The organism is Klebsiella indica, from assembly GCF_005860775.1.
Lineage (GTDB): Bacteria > Pseudomonadota > Gammaproteobacteria > Enterobacterales > Enterobacteriaceae > Klebsiella > Klebsiella indica.
The window spans coordinates 207,080-223,927 of sequence record NZ_VCHQ01000001.1; the positions used below are offsets into that span (position 1 = coordinate 207,080).

The 16,848-nt window shown below is 52.9% G+C and carries 20 protein-coding genes; 5 read left to right on the forward strand and 15 right to left on the reverse strand.

The features are described from left to right. The first annotated feature begins 13 nt into the window (after positions 1-13). Positions 14-925 carry a recombination-associated protein RdgC gene (gene rdgC, locus FE839_RS00965; RefSeq protein WP_138358219.1) on the forward strand — a complete coding sequence of 304 codons (912 nt, stop codon included), beginning with the start codon at positions 14-16 and terminating at the stop codon, positions 923-925. Positions 926-1,057: 132 nt separating this feature from the next. Here rdgC and ppnP read toward each other — a convergent pair whose 3' ends face one another. The 4 genes from ppnP to aroL form a co-directional block, all read right to left on the reverse strand. Then, a complete protein-coding gene (ppnP, locus tag FE839_RS00970) occupies positions 1,058-1,342 on the reverse strand; it encodes a pyrimidine/purine nucleoside phosphorylase (protein ID WP_112214097.1) in 285 nt (94 codons plus the stop codon). Positions 1,343-1,429: 87 nt separating this feature from the next. Continuing rightward, on the reverse strand, positions 1,430-2,110 hold the full coding sequence (locus tag FE839_RS00975; RefSeq protein WP_171034789.1) for an AroM family protein: 681 nt from the start codon (positions 2,108-2,110) through the stop codon (positions 1,430-1,432). A 251-nt stretch (positions 2,111-2,361) separates the two neighbouring features. After that, the gene (gene yaiA, locus FE839_RS00980) at positions 2,362-2,553 is read right to left on the reverse strand and encodes a protein YaiA (RefSeq protein ID WP_138358221.1); all 192 of its coding nucleotides are present in this window, start codon (positions 2,551-2,553) and stop codon (positions 2,362-2,364) included. Positions 2,554-2,623: 70 nt separating this feature from the next. Next, positions 2,624-3,151: a shikimate kinase AroL gene (gene aroL / locus FE839_RS00985; protein ID WP_138358225.1), complete on the reverse strand. Its 528-nt coding sequence runs from the start codon at positions 3,149-3,151 to the stop codon at positions 2,624-2,626. A 339-nt stretch (positions 3,152-3,490) separates the two neighbouring features. Here aroL and FE839_RS00990 point away from each other — a divergent pair, with 339 nt between their 5' ends. Beyond that, the gene (locus tag FE839_RS00990; protein WP_138358228.1) at positions 3,491-4,192 is read left to right on the forward strand and encodes a DUF2076 domain-containing protein; all 702 of its coding nucleotides are present in this window, start codon (positions 3,491-3,493) and stop codon (positions 4,190-4,192) included. On the opposite strand, the gene FE839_RS00995 is transcribed toward FE839_RS00990, so the two are convergent. After that, positions 4,189-4,647 (reverse strand): YaiI/YqxD family protein, encoded by a 459-nt coding sequence (locus tag FE839_RS00995; RefSeq protein WP_138358235.1) that lies wholly within the window; start codon positions 4,645-4,647, stop codon positions 4,189-4,191. The two genes, FE839_RS00990 and FE839_RS00995, sit on opposite strands and share 4 nt — an antisense overlap. Before the next feature lie 116 nt (positions 4,648-4,763). Here FE839_RS00995 and proC point away from each other — a divergent pair, with 116 nt between their 5' ends. Then, positions 4,764-5,573 carry a pyrroline-5-carboxylate reductase gene (proC, locus tag FE839_RS01000; RefSeq protein WP_138358327.1) on the forward strand — a complete coding sequence of 270 codons (810 nt, stop codon included), beginning with the start codon at positions 4,764-4,766 and terminating at the stop codon, positions 5,571-5,573. Between the two features lie 52 nt (positions 5,574-5,625). Here proC and FE839_RS01005 read toward each other — a convergent pair whose 3' ends face one another. From FE839_RS01005 to FE839_RS01040, 8 genes are all read right to left on the reverse strand, one after another. Beyond that, positions 5,626-5,940 carry a PsiF family protein gene (locus tag FE839_RS01005; RefSeq protein ID WP_138358329.1) on the reverse strand — a complete coding sequence of 105 codons (315 nt, stop codon included), beginning with the start codon at positions 5,938-5,940 and terminating at the stop codon, positions 5,626-5,628. 287 nt (positions 5,941-6,227) lie between these two features. Beyond that, positions 6,228-7,655: an alkaline phosphatase gene (phoA, locus tag FE839_RS01010; protein ID WP_171034790.1), complete on the reverse strand. Its 1,428-nt coding sequence runs from the start codon at positions 7,653-7,655 to the stop codon at positions 6,228-6,230. 88 nt (positions 7,656-7,743) lie between these two features. Continuing rightward, on the reverse strand, positions 7,744-8,004 hold the full coding sequence (gene iraP / locus FE839_RS01015; RefSeq protein ID WP_138358239.1) for an anti-adapter protein IraP: 261 nt from the start codon (positions 8,002-8,004) through the stop codon (positions 7,744-7,746). A gap of 218 nt (positions 8,005-8,222) precedes the next feature. Beyond that, on the reverse strand, positions 8,223-9,215 hold the full coding sequence (gene idnR, locus FE839_RS01020; RefSeq protein ID WP_138358241.1) for a DNA-binding transcriptional regulator IdnR: 993 nt from the start codon (positions 9,213-9,215) through the stop codon (positions 8,223-8,225). Between the two features lie 66 nt (positions 9,216-9,281). Continuing rightward, positions 9,282-10,571, reverse strand: coding sequence for an MFS transporter (locus FE839_RS01025; RefSeq protein WP_138358243.1), 1,290 nt, complete (start codon positions 10,569-10,571; stop codon positions 9,282-9,284). Positions 10,572-10,685: 114 nt separating this feature from the next. Beyond that, positions 10,686-11,450, reverse strand: a complete 765-nt coding sequence (gene idnO / locus FE839_RS01030) for a gluconate 5-dehydrogenase (RefSeq protein ID WP_138358245.1) — start codon at positions 11,448-11,450, stop codon at positions 10,686-10,688. Between the two features lie 178 nt (positions 11,451-11,628). Continuing rightward, positions 11,629-12,828 carry a multidrug efflux MFS transporter gene (locus tag FE839_RS01035; protein ID WP_138358247.1) on the reverse strand — a complete coding sequence of 400 codons (1,200 nt, stop codon included), beginning with the start codon at positions 12,826-12,828 and terminating at the stop codon, positions 11,629-11,631. Positions 12,829-12,997: 169 nt separating this feature from the next. Next, positions 12,998-13,681, reverse strand: coding sequence for an extensin-like domain-containing protein (locus FE839_RS01040; protein WP_138358249.1), 684 nt, complete (start codon positions 13,679-13,681; stop codon positions 12,998-13,000). A gap of 99 nt (positions 13,682-13,780) precedes the next feature. On the opposite strand from FE839_RS01040, the gene ddlA reads away from it, so the two are divergent. Next, the gene (gene ddlA / locus FE839_RS01045; protein WP_138358251.1) at positions 13,781-14,878 is read left to right on the forward strand and encodes a D-alanine--D-alanine ligase; all 1,098 of its coding nucleotides are present in this window, start codon (positions 13,781-13,783) and stop codon (positions 14,876-14,878) included. Positions 14,879-14,964: 86 nt separating this feature from the next. Here the strand turns inward: ddlA and FE839_RS01050 are convergent, their stop codons facing one another. Continuing rightward, on the reverse strand, positions 14,965-15,174 hold the full coding sequence (locus FE839_RS01050) for a DUF2754 family protein (RefSeq protein ID WP_138358253.1): 210 nt from the start codon (positions 15,172-15,174) through the stop codon (positions 14,965-14,967). 254 nt (positions 15,175-15,428) lie between these two features. On the opposite strand from FE839_RS01050, the gene FE839_RS01055 reads away from it, so the two are divergent. After that, positions 15,429-15,731 carry a DUF2755 family protein gene (locus FE839_RS01055; RefSeq protein ID WP_138358255.1) on the forward strand — a complete coding sequence of 101 codons (303 nt, stop codon included), beginning with the start codon at positions 15,429-15,431 and terminating at the stop codon, positions 15,729-15,731. Here FE839_RS01055 and FE839_RS01060 read toward each other — a convergent pair. After that, on the reverse strand, positions 15,728-16,834 hold the full coding sequence (locus tag FE839_RS01060; protein ID WP_138358257.1) for a DUF1615 domain-containing protein: 1,107 nt from the start codon (positions 16,832-16,834) through the stop codon (positions 15,728-15,730). The genes FE839_RS01055 and FE839_RS01060 overlap by 4 nt on opposite strands. Between the last annotated feature and the right edge of the window lie 14 nt (positions 16,835-16,848).

Here is a 16,848-nt window from a genome sequence, read left to right on the forward strand (position 1 = left end):
CGTGGAAATTATCATGCTGTGGTTCAAAAATTTAATGGTTTACCGTCTCAGCCGCGACATTTCCCTGCGCGCGGAGGAGATGGAAAAACAGCTTGCCGGTCTGGCGTTTACTCCGTGCGGCAGCCAGGATATGGCCAAAACCGGTTGGGTACCGCCGATGGGTTCGCACAGCGATGCGCTGACGCATACCGCAAATGGCCAGATCGTTATCTGCGCGCGTAAAGAAGAGAAGATTCTGCCATCGCCGGTGATCAAACAAGCGCAGGAAGCGAAGATCCTCAAGCTGGAAGCTGAACAGGGCCGCAAGCTGAAGAAAACCGAAAAAGATTCGCTGAAAGATGAAGTGCTGCACGCCCTGCTGCCGCGCGCCTTCAGCCGCTTTAGCCAGACCATGATGTGGCTCGATACCGTCAACGGATTGATTATGGTGGACTGCGCCAGCGCTAAAAAAGCGGAAGACACGCTGGCGCTGCTGCGTAAAACCCTGGGCTCGCTGCCGGTTGTCCCTCTGGCTATGGAAACCCCGATCGAGCTGACGCTAACCGAGTGGGTACGTTCCGGGACCGTCGCTCAGGGCTTCCAGCTACTGGACGAAGCGGAGCTGAAAGCTATGCTGGAAGATGGCGGTGTGATCCGCGCGAAAAAGCAGGATCTGGTCAGCGACGAGATCGCCGTGCACATTGAAGCCGGTAAAGTCGTGACCAAACTGGCGCTCGACTGGCAGCAGCGTATTCAGTTCCTGATATGCGATGATGGTTCGATTAAACGTCTGAAGTTCTGCGATGAATTGCGCGATCAAAATGAAGATATTGACCGGGAAGATTTCGCTCAACGCTTTGATGCGGACTTTATTCTGATGACCGGCGAACTGGCAGCGTTGATTCAGAATCTGGTGGAAGGATTAGGCGGCGAAGCGCAGCGTTGATTGATATTCTGAACTCCTTCCTGCACCGGCAGGAAGGAGCTCGGGCTGCGCCCCGTAACAGATCATGGCGCCGTTGTCGCGTCTAAAGCCCGTCATCTGCACTCACACGCTATTGCAAGGCGCAACCTGGCATTACAGATAGCGGCACAAATAAGATGTGGGCTCAGCCACCTGCAAATTAAACTCGCTATTTCCCGGAACGTTGAATACTTCACCGGCGGCGTACACTTTCCACTCAGTCTCGCCCGGAAGAAGCACGTTCAGCGCACCGCTAACCACGGTCATCTCTTCCGGCTGCCCGGTGCCAAAGGTATATTCCCCTTCCGCCATCACGCCAACGCTGGCGCGACCGGTGCTGCTGCTGGTGAAACCAATAGATTTTACTTTTCCGTCAAAGTATTCATTGCTTTGAAGCATAAACTCGCCCTTATGATCTTGTGTTGAAGGCACAATATAGGGGGCGCTCGTTACCCCTGTCACGTAAAATTAACGCACGACGGCAGGTTAAACTAATAGTTCTGCCGCCAACCGAGAAACCAGCACATTTGACAACAGAACCGGGATATCCAGCGCTTTTTGTAACACGTCGCGATGCTTCTGGTGATAGCAAAGACAATCCATCATCAGCACATCCGCCCCCTGCTCGATTAACTCCCTGCCCGCCGCCAGTAAGTCGTCGTCGCTACCGGTAACGGGATTCGCCAACGCATAGTAGGGCGTATTTTTTAACACCCGCCATTTCTCCCGCTGCAACGGCAAAATCTCTTCAACCGGAACAATCACGCCGACCTGATGCCCATCAACAATCGATGCAACGAGCGGCGGGATAATTCTTTGCGGCTCAAGCAGAATCGCATTATTCGCGGTAAAATCGCCGAATGGATGGGTACTCATCAATAAAATAAGATCATAATTTTGTTTGTCGAGCATGGCGATAATGCGACGTAAATCGCGCTCAACCTTATGCCGGGAGACCGGTATGATTTGCTTATCGCTGAGCAAGATCAGCAGCGTCTCCTCACCAGCTTCAGCGCCATAGTCTTGAATAACCTCTTCGCGCGTCATTTTGCCTGACAGGCTAATGTGGACAATCTGCTCTTCCCTGATATGTTCGGTCAAAAGCGGCAACATCTCCACCACCGGTACCACCCCAATGGTCAAAATAGCCATCAATGCACTACTCATATCATGTACCTTTTACTGCCACGGTTTTAAAACGAGCTTCTATTTACGACTTCTGCCCCCTGTTGGCTGAAAATCAACCGTCAAGAAGCGTAGCAGGTTACAGCTAATATGGAATGTAAAGATTCCAGAAACATCAAAAACGCTCCTGAAAAAACCAGCATCAGATAATCATTAGTACCGCTGATAAATTAAAGATGTGATATATGCCCGGTAACGATCTTTTCAGAACATATCCCGGGCGTGAGGGGGAATTATGATTTGTCAGGATCTTCATAGCGCCGTTTAGCATCCAGCGCTTCCTGTTCAGTGGGGTGTTCACTGATGAGCGAGTTCGGGGCAGGATAGTCAGCACGCAGTTCATACCAGGTTACCGTTTGGCCCTGCGGACCTTTTTCGACCGTAACAATACGCGCTTCTCTTGGATAGGGGGGTCTGGTCGGCATAGCGCTTCCTTTTTTATCTCGTGGATCCTAAAGTATAGGCGTTGCCGATCCGTTGTCCGTAAGCAAATTCTTAACTGGTATAGCTCACACCGCACACTGTCGCCATAATCTGTTCAACCACCTCATCCGGCGTAGCGGTGGCATCAATAATATGGTGCGCAGCCGTACGATACAGGGCTTCCCGTTGCGCCAGTATTTCGCCGACTTCATCACGAACGGGTTTTCCGGTCAGCGTCGGACGTTGCTCCGCTTTCGGATAGGCTTCCAGACGCTCAATCAGCGTCGAAACCGAGGCTTCAAGATAGATCACCACACCATTTTCACGCATAAACTGACGATTGTACTCACTGAGAATAATGCCGCCGCCGGTCGCAATAATCGTCGCTGGCTGCGAGACTCTTTCTAAAGCCTGAGTTTCCAGCGCACGGAAGCGCTCCCAGCCTTCCTGCTGAACGATAGCCGCGACCGTGCGCTGCTCATGTTCCTGCAGCTCATGATCAGTATCCGCAAACTGGTAGTTACGCGCTCGCGCGAGGGCGTGACCAATCGTCGTTTTACCGCAGCCGCGAGGCCCGACAAGAAAAATTAGCTGTGTCATTACCGAAGACCCCTTGGTGTCCGCCATTGTGGTGCGGATAAATGAAAGCGAAAAGAGAAGCAATAGTACCGCAAACTTACTCAACACCAACCGTAAAATAAACGTTACACACCATCAATAAAACCTTTCACCTTACTTTACGAAAGGATATTGAATGTAAACTTATCATTGCACGTGGTGTTATGCTAGCTTTACTTTTATGCGAAAGCTATTTTTTGTTCTCAGTCTGGCGTAAACAGTAACACATTTCCGCATAGCTTTACGTAGTAACATATTTACAACACCCGTGTTTCAGAGCGACTCTGACGCCAACCAATCAGTATGACAGAGGAATGTATCATGCAATCTGAAGAGCAACGCCTTATTGATGGACTGTTTTCCCGGCTGAAAGAGGCCGAGACCCGCAGCGCATCACGCGATGCCGACGCCGAGGAGCAGATTGCCCGGCACATCAAAGAGCAGCCTTTCGCCCCTTACTATATGGCGCAAACCATCCTGATTCAGGAAGCGGCAATTAAACAGCTCAATGCCCGTATCCAGGCGCTGGAAAACCAGGTGACGCAACTTCAGGCCGCGAAACCCAGCAGCGGCGGGTTCCTTTCCGGCCTGTTCGGCGGCGGTCAGTCCCGTGGTTCCGCCCCGATTCCCGGCGCAGAGCAGTATGCTCGCCCGCAGACGCCTCCCCAGCCGCAGTACGCCCCACAGGCGCAGCAGCAAAACTATGCGCCTCAGGCGACCCGCAGCGGCGGCGGTTTTATGGCCGGCGCGCTGCAAACAGCAGCCGGCGTCGCCGGCGGCGTGGTGCTGGGGAACATGTTGACTCATATGTTTAGCGGTTCACACCCGCAGGAGATCGTCAACATTATTGAAGAGCAACCGCAGCCGGACCTGAGCCAGCCGCAGGACAGCAATGTCGCGGACGATACGTTCCGCCAGGATGACGGCCAATTCCTTGCCGACAATAATGACTATGATTCCGACTTTGATGCCGGTTTTGGCAACGATGATTTCGGCAGCGGCGACGATGACAGCTGGGTTTAACTCTGCTGACGCCTGACGTCTGACAGCCACTTCTCCAGCGCGGCGGCAAATTGCTGGCGATCGCGCTGAGATAAACTATCCGGACCACCGGTCTGCACGCCGCTGGCACGCATAGTTTCCATGAAATCGCGCATCGTCAGGCGTTCGCGAATGGTCGCCTCGCTGTAACGTTCGCCGCGCGGATTTAACGCCGCGGCGCCTTTTGCCAGAACGTCGGCAGCCAGCGGGATATCCGCGGTAATCACCAGATCGCCTGCGGCGCATAACCGAACGATTTCGTTATCCGCCACATCGAAACCCTGCGCCACACGTAGAGTACGGATAAAACGCGAGGGCGGAACCCGTAGCGGCTGATTGGCCACCAGCGTCAGCGAGGTTTGTGTACGCTCGGCGGCGCGGAACAAAATATCTTTAATCACATTCGGACATGCATCCGCATCAACCCAAATAGCCATTACGGCTCCTGTCGACAAAAAAGAGAAGTCATATTGTCACCTGCTTTTACCTTTCGTGAAAGCGACAAGGTGATAAGCTATGTCTCTAACGATAAAACAAGTAAAGGGGATTGATGATGGAGAAAAAAATCGGCTTTATCGGCTGCGGCAACATGGGGAAGGCCATTCTGGGCGGCCTGATCGCCAGCGGACAGGTACAGCCGGGGCAAATCTGGGTCTATACCCCGTCGCCGGAAAAAGTGGCAGCCCTGCATGACCAGTACGGCATTAATGCGGCGCAAAGCGCACAGGAAGTCGCTCAGGTGGCAGATATCGTTTTCGGCGCTGTAAAGCCGGGGATTATGGTCAAAGTGCTTAGCGATGTGGCTTCCAGCCTGAATAAAGACTCGCTGGTCGTTTCGATTGCCGCTGGTGTGACTCTCGACCAACTGGCGCGCGCGCTGGGCCACGACCGTAAAATCGTCCGCGCAATGCCTAACACCCCTTCACTGGTGAACGCAGGTATGACATCCGTCACGCCAAATGCGCTGGTCAGCCCCGAAGAAACGGCTGATATCCTGACCATCTTCCGTTGCTTCGGCCAGGCGGAAATCATCGCTGAGCCAATGATTCACCCGGTAGTTGGCGTCAGCGGTTCCGCACCGGCTTACGTATTTATGTTTATCGAAGCGATGGCCGATGCCGCTGTGCTCGGTGGGATGCCACGCGCGCAGGCCTACAAATTCGCCGCGCAGGCGGTGATGGGTTCGGCCAAAATGGTGCTCGAAAGCGGCGAACATCCGGGTACGCTGAAAGATATGGTGTGCTCGCCTGGCGGTACCACGATTGAGGCCGTACGCGTACTGGAGGAGAAAGGTTTCCGCTCCGCCGTTATTGAAGCGATGGCGAAATGCATGGAGAAATCAGAGAAACTCAGTCGTTCCTGATTGATCCCCCGGTGCCGGTTGAAAGCGGGTGAGGTTCCCCACCCGTTTGTTGTTATTTTTTCAGGCAAGTGCCCATAAATTTGCTTCGATCATCCCCTTTCAAAGACTGCCGGGTCGCCTGACTGTTGCAGTCGCGCATTTTTTGCTGCTGCGGCGTCAGGGTTTTGCCGTCCTGGGTTGTTGCATTTTTCTTCAGGCAGTTGCTCATAAACGTTTTACGTTCATCCCCTTTCAGCGACTTTGAAGAGGCGGCTTTATTACAGGCGCTCATCTTCTGCTGCTGCGGTGTTAACGTTTTTTCCGCAGCGCTGGCCCCTGTCATAAATACCAGGCCCAAAAGTAGCGTCGCAAGCAAGTTTATTTTCATCGTACATCCTTCTTTGAGTGAATCTTTGTAATTCTGGTCGCTAATGGAAAAAAAACCAGTCGGCAACGAAAATTCGTCGCTGACAGCCAATGCCAGGGCAGAGGGACGAGCGAAACGTCCCCCTGTCCGTTCACAGACAATGAATACGAAGAATATCCTGGTATTCACAGTGAACGGAACAGGTCGCAGACCAAAATCTGAAGGAAATAAGGCACATGCCATTTTTGCCAAAACCACCTGAAAAGCGACATTCAGGCTGACAGGCATTCATCACCGGCAGCGGTCTATCACAGATTCAGCGCCGCTTTCATGGTGTAGAACAGATCGGTCTGGTCCGTTAACCCCACCACATTTGCCGCATATGGGCCGTAAGCAGCAATACGCAGTTGGGTTCCGGTATGCTCCATCGACGCCGCTTCTGAATTGCCGTAGCTTATCACCATCACCGAGCCGTCTTTCGTATTCAGCGCCTGAGTCAGGCCGGGAGCTTTCGTCTCCGCCGGGATAATCTGGCTGGAATGCGCATGATCGGCGGTAACGATAACCAGGGTATTACCGTCTTTTTGCGCAAACGCCAGCGCCTTCTGCACGGCTTCATCCAGATCAACGGTTTCCCCGATCTGACCACAGGGATTCGCCGCATGGTCCTGTTTATCAATCGAAGCGCCTTCCACCTGCAGGAAAAAACCTTTCTCATTGCCACTCAGCAGATCGATGGCTTTTTCAGTCATCTGCGCCAGCGTCGGTACCGAAGCGTCACGTTTGGGATTTGGGGTACAGGTTACCGCCGCCTGCTCGATATTACCGTGATAAGACGCTTTCGGACCTTGCCAGCGTACCGGCATATTGCCCTGGGAGAAGAGTCCCAACAACGGTTTGTCCTGATTTGCCTGGCTAACGGCAGCCAGAGAACTGGCATCAGTGACAATTTGATAGCCGCGTGCAACAGCCTGATCGTGCAGAGTTTTCCCCTGCCACTCGCCAGCCGTGGCGATTTCAGCGAAGGTTTTCGCCCCGCCGCCAAGCGTCACATCGGCTCGGGCATTCAACAGTTGTTCGGTAATGGAGCCTTTACCGCCCTTTTCCAGCGCATTGCTGGCACATTTTTCACGGGTTACGCTCGGACCATAGCATTTACGTGAAGTGACGTGCGCCACCAGCGCGGCTGGCGTCGCATCCTGCAGTTCCGCCGTTGAGACGTTACCGGTCGCTAACCCCGCCGCTTTAGCCAGCTCAAGAATGGTTTGATGAGATTTTTCATGAATGTCGACGCCCAGCGCGCCATTATAGCTTTTCACACCGGTCGTCCACGCGGTCGCGGAGGCGGCTGAGTCCGTGACATAATTCGGCTTACCGGTTTTTTTGTCCAACGAATAATGGGTGTACTGACCAGTCAGCGGCAGCGCGTCAATACCTTTAAAAAAACCGCCGGCCCCTTCAGCATAATTACGCGCGGCGGTAATTTCAGCATCACCCATTCCATCGCCAATCAGCAAAATAATATTTTTAGCTGGCTTATTAATTAACGACGCTCGCAGGGCCTCCGTCCGATCGCTGCTTAAACGCCGCGCGCCGCCCGGCGTAGTAATATCACCCTGAGCGGCCCGACTTTCCAGAAGCGGCATCATTGTTGTTTCTGCGTGAATAACCGGGGCGCCCAACAGAGGTAGCAAAGCAATAAACAGGACACGTAATTTCACTTTTATCATCTCCATGTAATAAATACTTTAAAAAACAACACGAGGGAGACTGTATAAAAGCGATGTGACAGTAAAATGACAGCATCCATACCCTGTCACAACACTAGCTACGAGGATGCTGTAATAGCTTCTTTATATATTGCTGCAATAACTGGGCGTCGCGATCGTCCACCAGCGGACCAGGGCTGGCCTCTTCGATTGCCCGCTCGATATCATTGATTAACGCCTGCCGGCTGTCCTGCGACATATGACGCAGGAGCGATGTGACCACCACTTCCAGCGCTTCAACCTGAGCCGTCAATTCCTTTGACTCTTCTTCCTTTTGTGCCAGTTTCACCAGTAGTTCAGCAATGAGATTCTTCACAACGCGTTATCCTTATGCGAGGTCCGTTTTCTGCTAGTTATGTCATACATTAGCCATCGGTTGCCACAATTATTTTTAGAAAATGGCTTTCCGTATCAATCAAAAATAAACGAAACGTTTTTCTCATTACCTATTTAACCAGGAATTTACTTAACGGCAGGTTAATAACCATATTCAACACCATAAGAATAAAATGGAATATCAGCGTTAATCCATAGCTACAACGTATCACCATAATATATCTGATAGGCCAGATTAACGCGGTCTGCCGCGTCTTTACCGGCCAGCCGCGCAATAAGTATTTCACTCGCCGTTTTACCTATTTCATAACGTGGGGTAATGACGCTGGCTATTTTTTGTAGCCGCGCGCGGCCAATTTCCAGACCATGAAAACCGGCAATAGCCATGTTTTGCGGCACAGCGATTCCCTGGGCCTGGCACGCCAGCAACACACCAACGGCCAGATCGTCGTTGGTACAAAAAATTGCGTCAATATCCGGTCGCGACTGCTGCATCTGCAGGAACATCTGTCGGCCAAGCGCAACTGAAGAGATCGTCCGCGGCGCCATGTGATACGCCTTCAGGCCATGCGCCGCCAGCGCCAGTTCGGTGCCGTGAAAACGGCTTAAATCCCGCGGATCGTCCATTGAACCAAAAAAGGCAATCGCCCGCTTGCCGCTTTCAAGGAAAGCGTTGGTCATGTCCCACGCCGCCTTTTCGTTATCGAAACCCACCTGAATATCCAGTTGCTGACCGCCGAAATCCATCAGTTCAGCAACAGGTATGCCGCTGGCACGCACGTACTGCACCATACGATCGCTATGCTGCTTACTGGTCAAAATCAGCCCATCAATATTGTAAGAGAGCAGATTGAGCACTTCACGCTCTTCGCGCTGTGGATCGTATTCGTAGTTGGCAATCAGCGTCTGGTAGTGATGCGCAGAAGTGACCGACTCGATTCCGGCCAGAACATCAGCAAAAATCTGGTTACGAAATGAAGGGATAAGCACGCCTATCGTTTTACTACGCGCGTTAAGCAGGATTTCCGGCGCCCGATTAGGGATATAGTTGTTCTCTTCCATGACCTTTGCAATCAGCTCACGGCTGCGCTGGGAAACCTGGCCGGGGTCGCGCAAATAACGGCTGACCGTCATTTTATTGAGTCCCGCCAGGTTAGCGATATCCTGTAATGTCATCCGGTTGTTTTTCATCAGGTTCTCTACGACATACGACTTATGCGTTCCCAGAGAACCTTATCACAGCAGCCAGGTTTTATGTTAACCCGTCACCTTTTTTGCCGTCACGGACGTTAAAGAAGGCGGGTTATTCGCACGAACGTTATACATCAACACCACAGAAGCCAGCAGCGCAATAGCCATGAAGGTATAAGAGACGCCGGGTCCGCCGGTGATACCGTTCAGATACCCCACCAGCCATGCGCCAAGGAACGCGCCCAGCGCACCAAAGCTATTAATCAACCCCATCGATACACCTGAAACGTTACGCGGCAGCAGCTCGGGAATGAGCGCGAAGAATGGCCCATAAGGCGCATACATGCAGGCAGCGGCAATGACCAGCAGCGCATAAGAGAACCAGAATGCCTGGTTCCCCACTATCCACGAACCAAAAAACGCAATAGCGGCAATCAGTAATAGTGGCCAGACAAACAGCTTACGGTTCTGGAACTTATCCGACAGCCAGGAGACCGTCAGCATCAGGCAGATCGCCGCAAGATACGGCACCGCCGCCAGCCAGCCTACCGCCACAATATCCATCTGCGCGGCGTTTTTCAGAATCGACGGCATCCACATCATGAAACCATACACCCCGATACTCCACAGCGCATGAACGGCGCAGAGCATAATCACATTGCGCGAGCGCAGCGCTTCACCATAGTTACGCACCGGCTTTATATTGCTCTGCTCGCTGTCCATTGCCTGCTGCAGGACCTGCTTTTCCCGATCGTTGAGCCAGGAAACGTCTGCGGGTTTATCGCGAACCAGAATCCACCAGCAAATCGCCCACAGTACCGCCGGAATACCCTCGATAATAAACATTTCGCGCCAGCCCCAGGCCTGAATCAGATAGCCGGAAACAATGGACATCCACAGGACGGTCACCGGGTTGCCGAGGATCAGGAAAGTATTGGCTCTCGAACGCTCGGTTTTGGTAAACCAGTTGCTGATATAAATCAGCATCGCTGGCATTACCGCCGCCTCAACTATGCCGAGAATAAAGCGAATCGCCATCAGCATCGGGATATTACTGACAAACCCGGTTGCCGCCGCGCAGAATCCCCATAATATCAGACTAAAGAAAATCATTTTCCGTACGCTGCGTTTTACTGCATATATCGCACCAGGCACCTGGAAAAAGAAATAGCCGAGAAAAAATAACGCGCCAATAAGTGAAGCGGTTCCTTTGGTAATACCTAAATCACTTTCAATTCCTGCCGCAGCGGCAAAACCATAATTTGCACGATCGAGATATGCCAGACTGTAGGTAATAAATATAATCGGCATTAAATACCACCAGCGGCGAGCTGGTAATTTCGAGAGCATTTGCATAAGCAATCCTCATATTATGAATAACATCACAGGGGGTTAATTCATTCTGCAGACCCACTCGCCGAGCCAGGGCTTCCGCAACCAACGAGCAGGCAATCTGCAGTGTGCCGGAGATCAGACGGCGGCGAGCATCCCGCCATCCACAAACAGCAGATGACCGTTAACGAAGTTTGCCGCCGGGGAAGCCAGATAGACCGCAGCGCCAATTAACTCTTCCGGTTTCCCCCAGCGCGCCGCTGGAGTCCGCTGATACAACCAGGCGGAAAACGCTTCGTCATTCACCAGAGCGGAAGTCATCTCGGTGGCGAAATATCCCGGTGCAATACCATTAACCTGAATATTATATTCCGCTAATTCAACGCACATTCCGCGGGTCAGCATTTTTACCGCCCCTTTCGATGCGGCATAAGGAGTAATTGTTTTACGTCCCAGTTCACTCTGCATCGAACAAATATTAATTATTTTCCCTGCCCGGCGCGGGATCATATATTTAGCCACCTGCTGCGAAACAAGAAAAACGCCCTTTTGGTTAACTTCAATAACCCGATCCCACTCCTCTTCAGGAAATTCGGTAAAAGGGAATCGACGCTGGATACCGGCATTATTAATTAAAATATCAATTGCTCCGACTTCCTCTTCAATACGGGCAATCGCCTGCTCAACTTCCGCCGCCTGAGTGACATCAAATGCATACCCTACGGCGCGATGGCCCTCGGCAACCAGCACCTGCGCAGCCTGGTCGGCCCGCGCCTGAGTACGGTCATTGATAATGATTTCAGCGCCATACTCTGCAAGTCCACCAGCCAGCAGATTCCCGATCCCCTGGGCAGAACCGGTGATCAGCGCGCGCCTGCCTGACAAATCAAATAAATTTTTCATACAACCTCTTTTTAAATGACTGTTACGCGTAACTGTATACGCGTAACAGTTAATATTGGAAGAGGCCAGGAGATAAAAACGATCGTTTTGTGATCGGTAATACATTTAGAACCAAAGAGACCCAACAACCGGCATTTACCTTGTGAGGTCAATACCGGTTGAGACGAGAGAAAGGTGATTACGCAGCAGTACGGCGGCTACGACGCAACATGATCGCCAGTTGCCAGATATTAACAAGCACGATAATCGCAGTCGCGATAAACACCCAGCGGAAACCGGCCATCGCCGAAACCGAAGCGCCAATCAGTGGCCCCGCCACGTTGCCGAGATACATAAACGACTGGTTATAACCGAAAATTCGCCCGGTCACACTGTCGCTACAGTACTTCAGCAGTAAAGTTTGTACCGCCGGCAGCATCGCGCCATCGGCAAAGCCGAGCAGAAAACGCAAAACGCCAAGCTGAAATGGCGTCGTGACAAACGACATGGCAAAGAACATCACCACCGCGCAGCACAACGTGGCCAGCAGAATCCGCGAGGTGCCAATCCGATCGCCGAGTTTCCCCAGACGAGGCGCTGAAATCAGCGCAGAAACCCCCGGCACGGCGGCAATCAGTCCGGCGAGGAAAGCGATATTATTGCTATCCGGCACCATGGATTTAATAAACAGCGCAAGAATCGGGCCGATGGAACCGTTACACAGTTGAATCACCAGGGTGGTGAAAAAGAGGCTGATCACCAGCCCAGGATAAGTTAGCGAAGCAAACACCGCTTTACCGCTCAGCCGCTCCGCTTTGCTAACCTGCGGGCGGGTGCCCTCTTTAATCAGAAACAGCGTCACCAGGAAACTCACCGTCAGCAGGGCGGCGGTGATAATAAACACCACGCGCAAACCAACATGATCGGCGAGAAAACCACCCAGCAGCGGCCCGCCGATCACCCCGCAAATTTGCGCTGTCGAAAGCGTGCTCAATGCCCAGCCGCTGCGCTCCCGCGGAACCTGAGACGCCACCAGCGCCATCGCGTTAGGAATATAGCCGGAAGTCAGCCCCATCACCGCACGCAGGATAAACAACTGCCAGACATTGGTGGCAAAGGCCTGTAATAAAATGGCGATGGCCATACCCAGCGAAGCGCGCAGCAGCATCAGTTTGCGCCCCTTGCGATCCGCAAGGCTTCCCCACATCGGCGAGACAATCGCCGATACCAGGAACGTCACGCTAAAGGTCAACCCTGACCACATGGATAACGCTTCGTGGGAAGTGATGCCCAGTTGGGAAATGTACAGCGGCAAAAAGGGGAGAATTTGGCTGATAGCCAGTCCGGTAAAAAAACAGCCAAACCAGACGGAGATAAGATTAACCTTCCAGGATTCCATAACTACACGTATTCATTAATTTTTCGGCAGTGAGCCACTAGCTTAGCAATTTCCTTTATCCGGCGAAGTACCCGCAATGCCCAGGCGATGAGTTTGGTGCTTTATGTTGCATAATTACGCCATGACAAACAATTCCACAGTAAAAGATACCGTACAAAGCGTGATCTACTTAGAAACAGAAGCGCTGACCGCGCATCCCGAAATGAAAATGACTGGCATGCGCGGCGTTATAGTCCGGTCCTAACGCGTTGCCGTAATAGCGACAACCGCTGGTAAGCAACGCCCGTAGCCAGGAATGATATGTCGCATCATGCCACCCTTTCAGCACGCTGATACGTCGGCCATCGGATAATCGGAAACCGCTGATGTCCAGCGCTTCCGCCGTGGCATGTTCACTGCGCCGCGCGTGCTGACGATGGTAAATATTACGACAGGCAAAACTGCCTAAATGATCGATTTGCCGAAGGTCGTCTCCCAGCATCTGGCGAGCCAGCGGTTTCACCTGCTGTTGCAGATACAGCGCACTGCTCAGCGCCAGCGGACAGCTGGCGAGAAAGCTGCTGCTCAGTTTTACCGTACCAAAGTCGCGTACCCGAACCACGTTTTGCAGAGGGCACGCTCCCTCGCTGTCGGCAACCGGATGGCTGGTGATAAGCTGGCGGTGATTAGCCTCCTCCAGCAGCGTGGCGCATTTTGCGGGCGTTAACCGCCGCAACTTATACTGGCTGATTAATCCCGGCGGGTCCTCCAGACGCAGCGGCGCCAGCGGATTATATTGCGAAGGCAGATAACGGTATCCGTAAAACCCTGCCGCCAGCAGCGCCAACAGCGCGATAAAGCCTTTTTGTTTCACGCCATCTCCCAATGCTTCACCAGATGAATATTATGGCAGCCAGGCGGCGCTTTCACATGTTATGTTATGCCCTTTGATGTCATCAGGATGAAAGTTGAAATGGCTAAGATGAGGGTTGGGATCGTTTTTGGCGGGAAGTCTGCAGAACATGAAGTGTCGCTACAATCAGCGAAAAATATCGTTGAGGCGATTGATAAAACGCGTTTTGACGTGGTTCTGCTGGGGATTGATAAGCAAGGGCAATGGCATATCAACGACGCCAGTAACTATCTGCTGAATCCGCAGGACCCCGCCCACATCGCCCTGCGTCCATCCGATATTACACTGGCGCAGATTCCCGGACGCGAAGCGCAGCAGTTGATTAACGCGGACAGCGGTCAGCCGCTGGCAGCTATCGATGTAATCTTCCCCATCGTTCACGGTACGCTCGGAGAAGATGGCTCCCTGCAAGGCATGCTGCGGATGGCTAACTTACCCTTTGTGGGTTCCGACGTACTCAGTTCTGCCGCCTGCATGGACAAAGATGTCACCAAGCGCCTGTTGCGCGATGCCGGTTTGTCGGTTGCGCCTTTTATCACCCTGACCCGCGCCAACCGCAGCCTGGTAAGCTTTGCCGATGTGCAGGCGCAACTGGGCCTGCCGCTGTTCGTTAAACCGGCGAATCAGGGCTCCTCGGTGGGCGTCAGCAAGGTGAACAGCGCAGAGCAGTATCAGCAGGCCGTCGTTCTGGCCTTTGAATTTGACCATAAAGTGGTGGTTGAACAGGGAATTAAAGGGCGGGAGATCGAGTGCGCGATACTGGGCAACGATCGTCCGCAGGCCAGCACCTGTGGCGAAATCGTTCTCAATAGCGAATTCTACGCCTACGACACCAAATACATTGACGATCAGGGCGCGCAGGTTGTGGTTCCGGCGGCAATCGACAGCGATGTCAATGATAAAATTCGCGATATCGCCGTACGCGCCTATCAGACCCTCGGCTGCAGCGGTATGGCCCGCGTCGATGTTTTTCTGACCGCCGATAACGAAGTGGTGATCAACGAAATCAACACCCTGCCGGGCTTTACCAATATCAGCATGTATCCAAAACTGTGGCAGGCCAGCGGCCTGGACTACACCAGCCTGATTAGCCGACTGATTGATCTGGCGCTGGAGCGCCATGCCGCCGACCGCGCGCTAAAAACATCAATGAATTAATCACGGGCAGCGGGTAGATTTGCCCGGTAAGGCATTCACCGCCGCCGGGCAAAAATATGTGTACGATATTCATTGAGGAACTGATATCAGCTTTGCGCTTCCTCGACCGGACGGCGGCGAATAATAAGCCCGGCAATCCAGAAACTGATCGCCCATGTCACCAGTCCCACCGCGTAAGAGCGCCAGCCTTCGGTTTCACCCCCCAGCAGCCCGATCACGCCATTCAGAATAAAAATCAACCCCAGCGCGACCGCATAGTAGTGCCAGTCACGGCGAATTTTTTCAGTGAGTTTCATAACCACTCCGACAACAAAAAAAGCATCTTCGCATAACCGCCATCACGGATCTGTAGCCGGGTTGAGAATTATCGCGCATTGGGATATCGGTCTACATTTCACGAATGTGTCGCAGGTTCGCAAATGGGTGAAATCAGGAACATTCCTGGACGGAAATTACCAGCAATCTGATACTGCAATCCCTCCGCCATTGCCACAATAGCCGCCATATAGCCGTTATCAAAACGGCAGGAAAGCGAAGTACGGAGGTAAATATGGCAGAGTTCACCTTTGCAAAGACCGTTACTGGCGGCAAAAAAAGGGGCTCTGGCACCGGCAGCAACATCGCTTACGCTCTGTTTGTGCTGTTTTGCTTCTGGGCCGGAGCGCAAATGCTGAGCATGCTGATCCACGCTCCCGGCGTTTTTGAGCATCTGATCCAAATGCAGGATAACCGCTACCCGCGAGTCGAAATAGGCTTCCTGGTCGGGACCCTGTTTGGTCTGATCCCGTTTCTGCTCGGTTGCCTGTTAATTGCACTATGCGGGCTGATTTTCCGCTGGCGCAGCCACCACTAACGGCGCGCCATACAGTTCGCCCGCCGCTCGTCAACGCGTTTAGCGAACCAGGCGGTGGTCAAATTACGGGTGATTTTCGGGCTCTCAAGCCGGATCCCCGGCAGCACCTCTCGCGGTAGCCTTTTACCGGCTTTTTTATCCGCAATCCGGAACACATTTTTGTAGAGATCGCTCTCTTCAAAGGCCAGAGAATCACCCTTTTTCAACTGACGATGGATATCATCATCGCTCATTGCCAACTGTGCGGATAAACGGCGCACCGCCTGTTCGGTGGCGCCAGCCGCGTCGCTATCGTAGCGAATTAAATCGCCATCCAGCGCCAGCTTCACGCCCGTTGCCTTAGAGACCGCATTCTGGAAAGCGGCATTGCGGCTGGCGTACCAACCGGCATTGAAATCGGCAAAGCGATACAGCGGCACGCTATAGTTCGCCGGGTAGTTCAACAGGTGATACGTACCGAACCACAGCCCACCGCGCAGGCTGAATACCTCCTGACGCACGGTACCCTCGATTTTCCACGGATAACCGTCGGTATGCTGCTGAGCGAAAGCGATGCTGACCTGCATCGGGCCGCCGGTATGCACCGGATTCAGCGAGCCAAACAGGGTCTGCCCCATCGGCACCATGCCGATAAAATCATCAAAAATCGCGCTCAGCTGTTTTTCAGTTTTCACGTTATCGAGGCGTTCGCTATAGCTTTTGCCATCAGGCGAACCGATTTTCAGCGCGGTATGCACCAGAAACAGCGGAATATGCATTTTTTCCGCCCGACGATCGATCTCCTGCCAGGCGATTTTACTTAACCCAGGTACCACTGGATCTGACTGATAGTTAGACTCCTGCTGCGCCACCGCCAGTACGGAACAGACGTTCTCTTCCGTCGGCGCCAGCTTCTGGCTGGCAAAGGTTTTGGCGATAGCCTGCGCCCAGGCGTCGCGGTCTTTCACGCTGGCAGGCATTTTCTGCCGCACCACCGCCGCAACATCCACCGCTTTTTCTCCCTCCTTCAGCACCGGCGTCGGCTTGCTGGAACAGGCGCTGAGGACGATACCGGCCAGTAGCGTCAGGGTGAGAGACGTAATTCTGGATTGCGCTACCGGCATAAACCATCCTTGAG